The sequence below is a fragment of the Corynebacterium sp. c25Ua_89 genome, from assembly GCF_047459735.1.
GTDB classification, from domain to species: Bacteria; Actinomycetota; Actinomycetes; order Mycobacteriales; family Mycobacteriaceae; genus Corynebacterium; species Corynebacterium simulans.
On the sequence record NZ_JASBOD010000010.1, the window covers coordinates 1 to 5,613 of the forward strand.

General features: G+C 52.2%; 3 rRNA genes. All 3 read left to right on the forward strand.

Annotation, left to right across the window (positions count from 1 at the left end):
- Positions 1–343: 343 nt before the first annotated feature.
- Positions 344–1,860 (forward strand): 16S ribosomal RNA (locus tag QKB66_RS11885).
- Between the two features lie 430 nt (positions 1,861–2,290).
- Positions 2,291–5,355: ribosomal RNA gene (locus QKB66_RS11890) — 23S ribosomal RNA — on the forward strand.
- A gap of 106 nt (positions 5,356–5,461) precedes the next feature.
- Positions 5,462–5,579, forward strand: a 5S ribosomal RNA gene (gene rrf / locus QKB66_RS11895).
- Together the 16S, 23S and 5S rRNA genes form the textbook arrangement of a ribosomal RNA operon.
- Positions 5,580–5,613: the final 34 nt, after the last annotated feature.

The window sequence follows — 5,613 nt, forward strand, 5'->3', positions numbered from 1 at the left end:
TTTTTCTGCATTGTGTGGTTGATTGTGATTGTGCTGGTCATTCTGGATGTTTGGCTGGTGTGGTGTGTGCCGGATCGGGCCTTTTGTGGGCGCGATTGTAAATAATTAAGTTTGTTTATTTGGTATGCATTGATAGTCATGTTGGCTGCATTTTTGTGGTTTGACTGCCCCCTTTATTTTTGCCCCGTCGGGTTGGGGGTGGTTGTGATTTTTCTTTGTATAGTAATTTTTTGGATAGCCAGCCTTATTGAGGATCAACGTTGTTGGTTCTTGGTTGGTTTGTCTTTTTGTTAGGTTTGGGCTTTTCACGGCCTGATTTTTTGGCTTTTGTGCTGAAATTTTTTTTGTGGAGAGTTTGATCCTGGCTCAGGACGAACGCTGGCGGCGTGCTTAACACATGCAAGTCGAACGGAAAGGCCTCAGCTTGCTGGGGTACTCGAGTGGCGAACGGGTGAGTAACACGTGGGTGATCTGCCTTGCACTTCGGGATAAGCTTGGGAAACTGGGTCTAATACCGGATAGGACAGCTGTTTAGTGTCAGTTGTGGAAAGTTTTTTCGGTGCAAGATGAGCTCGCGGCCTATCAGCTTGTTGGTGGGGTAATGGCCTACCAAGGCGTCGACGGGTAGCCGGCCTGAGAGGGTGGACGGCCACATTGGGACTGAGATACGGCCCAGACTCCTACGGGAGGCAGCAGTGGGGAATATTGCACAATGGGCGGAAGCCTGATGCAGCGACGCCGCGTGGGGGATGAAGGCCTTCGGGTTGTAAACTCCTTTCGACAGGGACGAAGCTTTTGTGACGGTACCTGTATAAGAAGCACCGGCTAACTACGTGCCAGCAGCCGCGGTAATACGTAGGGTGCGAGCGTTGTCCGGAATTACTGGGCGTAAAGAGCTCGTAGGTGGTTTGTCGCGTCGTCTGTGAAATTCCGGGGCTTAACTCCGGGCGTGCAGGCGATACGGGCTGACTTGAGTGCTGTAGGGGAGACTGGAATTCCTGGTGTAGCGGTGAAATGCGCAGATATCAGGAGGAACACCGATGGCGAAGGCAGGTCTCTGGGCAGTAACTGACGCTGAGGAGCGAAAGCATGGGTAGCGAACAGGATTAGATACCCTGGTAGTCCATGCCGTAAACGGTGGGCGCTAGGTGTAGGGGGCTTCCACGTCTTCTGTGCCGTAGCTAACGCATTAAGCGCCCCGCCTGGGGAGTACGGCCGCAAGGCTAAAACTCAAAGGAATTGACGGGGGCCCGCACAAGCGGCGGAGCATGTGGATTAATTCGATGCAACGCGAAGAACCTTACCTGGGCTTGACATATAGCGGATCGCTGCAGAGATGTAGTTTCCCTTTGTGGTCGTTATACAGGTGGTGCATGGTTGTCGTCAGCTCGTGTCGTGAGATGTTGGGTTAAGTCCCGCAACGAGCGCAACCCTTGTCTTATGTTGCCAGCATTTGGTTGGGGACTCATGAGAGACTGCCGGGGTCAACTCGGAGGAAGGTGGGGATGACGTCAAATCATCATGCCCCTTATGTCCAGGGCTTCACACATGCTACAATGGTCGGTACAACGCGCAGCGACACTGTGAGGTGGAGCGAATCGCTGAAAGCCGGCCTTAGTTCGGATTGGGGTCTGCAACTCGACCCCATGAAGTCGGAGTCGCTAGTAATCGCAGATCAGCAACGCTGCGGTGAATACGTTCCCGGGCCTTGTACACACCGCCCGTCACGTCATGAAAGTTGGTAACACCCGAAGCCAGTGGCTCAAACTCGTTAGGGAGCTGTCGAAGGTGGGATCGGCGATTGGGACGAAGTCGTAACAAGGTAGCCGTACCGGAAGGTGCGGCTGGATCACCTCCTTTCTAAGGAGCATTATTTTTTGCCCACAGTTGTGGGTGTGTTGGTTGAGTGCACATGTGTTGTGCTGCCAACGATATTTTTTAATCGGGTGGAGACACACCTTAAACAAGAACAGTTAGTCGTTATATACACAGTGTGGTTTTTAAAAAAGTACTTGGTGCATTGTTGGGTGTCTGGGGCATTATTGTCCTGGTGTTGCCTAGTTGCTGACGCAATCATGGTTTGTTGTGTGGTTGTTGTTGGTGGTTGGGGTGTTGTGTGAGAACTGTATAGTGGACGCGAGCATCCCCAAATGATGGTGCTTTTTGTAGGCATTGTTGTTTGGGTGTGTAATTTCTTTATTCTTTTGTGTTTTGTGTAGTTCACGCCGGCACGATAGGAAGCAGTGTTGGGGTTTGTGCCTTTTGTACTGTTTGTTGTTGTGTTGGTTGTGTGTTCGTTATTTAGGGCGCATGGTGGATGCCTTGGCATGCTGAGCCGATGAAGGACGTGAAAGGCTGCGTTAAGCCTCGGGGAGTTGTCAATTAAGCGTTGATCCGAGGATGTCCGAATGGGGAAACCTGGCACTTGTTATGGAGTGTTACCCTTCAGTGAATTCATAGCTGTTGTGGGGGTTACGCGGGGAAGTGAAACATCTCAGTACCCGTAGGAGAAGAAAATAATAATGATTCTGCTAGTAGTGGCGAACGAACGTGGATGAGGCTAAACCGTGTGCATGTGATACCTGGTAGGGGTTGTGTGTGCGGTGTTGTGGGCCTTGATGTGCAGCGACTACCATCGTTGCGTCTTGTTGTTGGTGTTAGGTGAAGTGGTGTGGAAACGCCTGCCGTAGAAGGTGATAGTCCTGTAGCTGAAGACATTGATGATGGGGTTGTCGAGTTGCCCGAGTAGCAGCGGGCTCGTGGAATCTGCTGTGAATCTGCCGGGACCACCCGGTAAGCCTAAATACTCAGTGTGACCGATAGTGGATAGTACCGTGAGGGAATGGTGAAAAGTACCCCGGGAGGGGAGTGAAATAGTTCCTGAAACCATGTGCTTACAATCCGTCAGAGCACCGTTTGTGTGTGATGGCGTGCCTTTTGAAGAATGAGCCTGCGAGTCAGCGGCATGTCGCGAGGTTAACCCGTGTGGGGTAGCCGTAGGGAAACCGAATCCTAATGGGGTGTCAAGTGGCATGTCCTGGACCCGAAGCGGGGTGATCTACCCATGGCCAGTGTGAAGCAGCAGTAAGATGCTGTGGAGGCGCGAACCCACGTAGGTTGAAAACTGCGGGGATGAGCTGTGGGTAGGGGTGAAAGGCCAATCAAACTCCGTGATAGCTGGTTCTCCCCGAAATGCATTTAGGTGCAGCGTCGCATTAGCTTGGTGGAGGTAGAGCTACTGGTTGGTTGAGCGGGACTACAATCTTAGCAATGTCAGCCAAACTCCGAATGCCATTAATGTGTTGTGCGGCAGTGAGACTGTGGGGGATAAGCTTCATAGTCGAGAGGGAAACAGCCCAGATCGCCGGTTAAGGCCCCTAAGGGTGTGCTAAGTGGAAAAGGATGTGGGATCGCGAAGACAGCCAGGAGGTTGGCTTAGAAGCAGCCATCCTTGAAAGAGTGCGTAATAGCTCACTGGTCGAGTGGTTCTGCGCCGACAATGTAGTGGGGCTCAAGCACACCGCCGAAGCCGCGGCAATAATTTTGTTATTGGGTAGGGGAGCGTCGTGCACGTGTTGAAGCGTTACCGTAAGGAGGCGTGGAGTGTGTGCGAGTGAGAATGCAGGCATGAGTAACGAATTGGAAGGTGAGAATCCTTCCCGCCGGATGACTAAGGGTTCCTGGGTCAAGTTCGTCTTCCCAGGGTGAGTCGGGACCTAAGGCGAGGCCGACAGGCGTAGTCGATGGATAACCAGTTGATATTCTGGTACCCGAGTATATGCGCCCCTGATAAAGCACTGATACTAACCACCACAAGCACCTTTCGATGACACTTTGTGTTGTTGGTTGGTGTGCGTCGTGGGGCCTGATGTGTGGTTCAAGCGATGGGGTGACACAGTGGGGTAGCCATGCCACTTACTGGATTGTTGGTGTAAGCGTGTAGCTTGGGGTGTAGGTAAATCCGCATCCTTTTATGTGAGACGTGATGCGTAGCCTTAATTGGTTAAGTTGGTGATCCCGTACTGTCGAGAAAAGCCTCTAGCGATGTATATACTCGGCCCGTACCCCAAACCGACACAGGTAGTCAGGTTGAAAATACTAAGGCGTTCGGGTGAACTGTGGTTAAGGAACTCGGCAAAATGCCCCCGTAACTTCGGGAGAAGGGGGACCCTATGGCGTTAACACTCTTTGCGGTGATAAGCGTTGTGGGGTCGCAGAGAATAGAGGGGAGCGACTGTTTATCAAAAACACAGGTCCATGCGAAGACGTTAAGTTGATGTATATGGACTGACGCCTGCCCGGTGCTGGAAGGTTAAGAGGACCGGTTAGTTCATCTTTGATGGGCGAAGCTGAGAATTTAAGCCCCAGTAAACGGCGGTGGTAACTATAACCATCCTAAGGTAGCGAAATTCCTTGTCGGGTAAGTTCCGACCTGCACGAATGGCGTAACGACTCCCCTGCTGTCTCAACCACAGGCCCGGTGAAATTGCACTACGAGTAAAGATGCTCGTTACGCGCGGCAGGACGAAAAGACCCCGGGACCTTCACTATAGCTTGGTATTGGTGTTCGGTTCGGTTTGTGTAGGATAGGTGGGAGACTGTGAAACCATCACGCCAGTGGTGGTGGAGTCGTTGTTGAAATACCACTCTGATCGGATTGGATACCTTAACCTTGGCCCATGATCTGGGTTGGGGACAGTGCCTGGTGGGTAGTTTAACTGGGGCGGTTGCCTCCCAAAATGTAACGGAGGCGCCCAAAGGTTCCCTCAGCCTGGTTGGCAATCAGGTGGTGAGTGTAAGTGCACAAGGGAGCTTGACTGTGAGAGTGACAGCTCGAACAGGGACGAAAGTCGGGACTAGTGATCCGGCACCTACTTGTGGATGTGGTGTCGCTCAACGGATAAAAGGTACCCCGGGGATAACAGGCTGATCTTCCCCAAGAGTCCATATCGACGGGATGGTTTGGCACCTCGATGTCGGCTCGTCGCATCCTGGGGCTGGAGTAGGTCCCAAGGGTTGGGCTGTTCGCCCATTAAAGCGGCACGCGAGCTGGGTTCAGAACGTCGTGAGACAGTTCGGTCTCTATCCGCCGCGCGCGTTGAAACTTGAAGAAGGCTGTCCCTAGTACGAGAGGACCGGGACGGACGTACCTCTAGTGTGCCAGTTGTTCCGCCAGGGGCATCGCTGGTTGGCTACGTACGGAAGGGATAACCGCTGAAAGCATCTAAGCGGGAAGCCTGTTTTAAGATGAGGTTTCATTCGAGGTCCCCTAAAGACTATGGGGTTGATAGGCCAGACATGGAAGCATCGCAAGATGTGAAGTCTACTGGTACTAATAGACCAAAACAAACACACACAACGTGCAACACACACACAAACAAAAAAGATGATTACGTCATGCACGCGTCCACTATGCAGTATCTGACACAACACTTACAGGGCAACACAGCCCCAAAAGTTTGTCGGTGGTTAATAGCGGCAGGGAAACGCCCGGACCCATTCCGAACCCGGAAGCTAAGCCTGCCCGCGCTGATGGTACTGCAACCGGGAGGTTGTGGGAGAGTAAGTTACCGCCGACATAAAACAATAAACACACAACTCAATACACAAAAA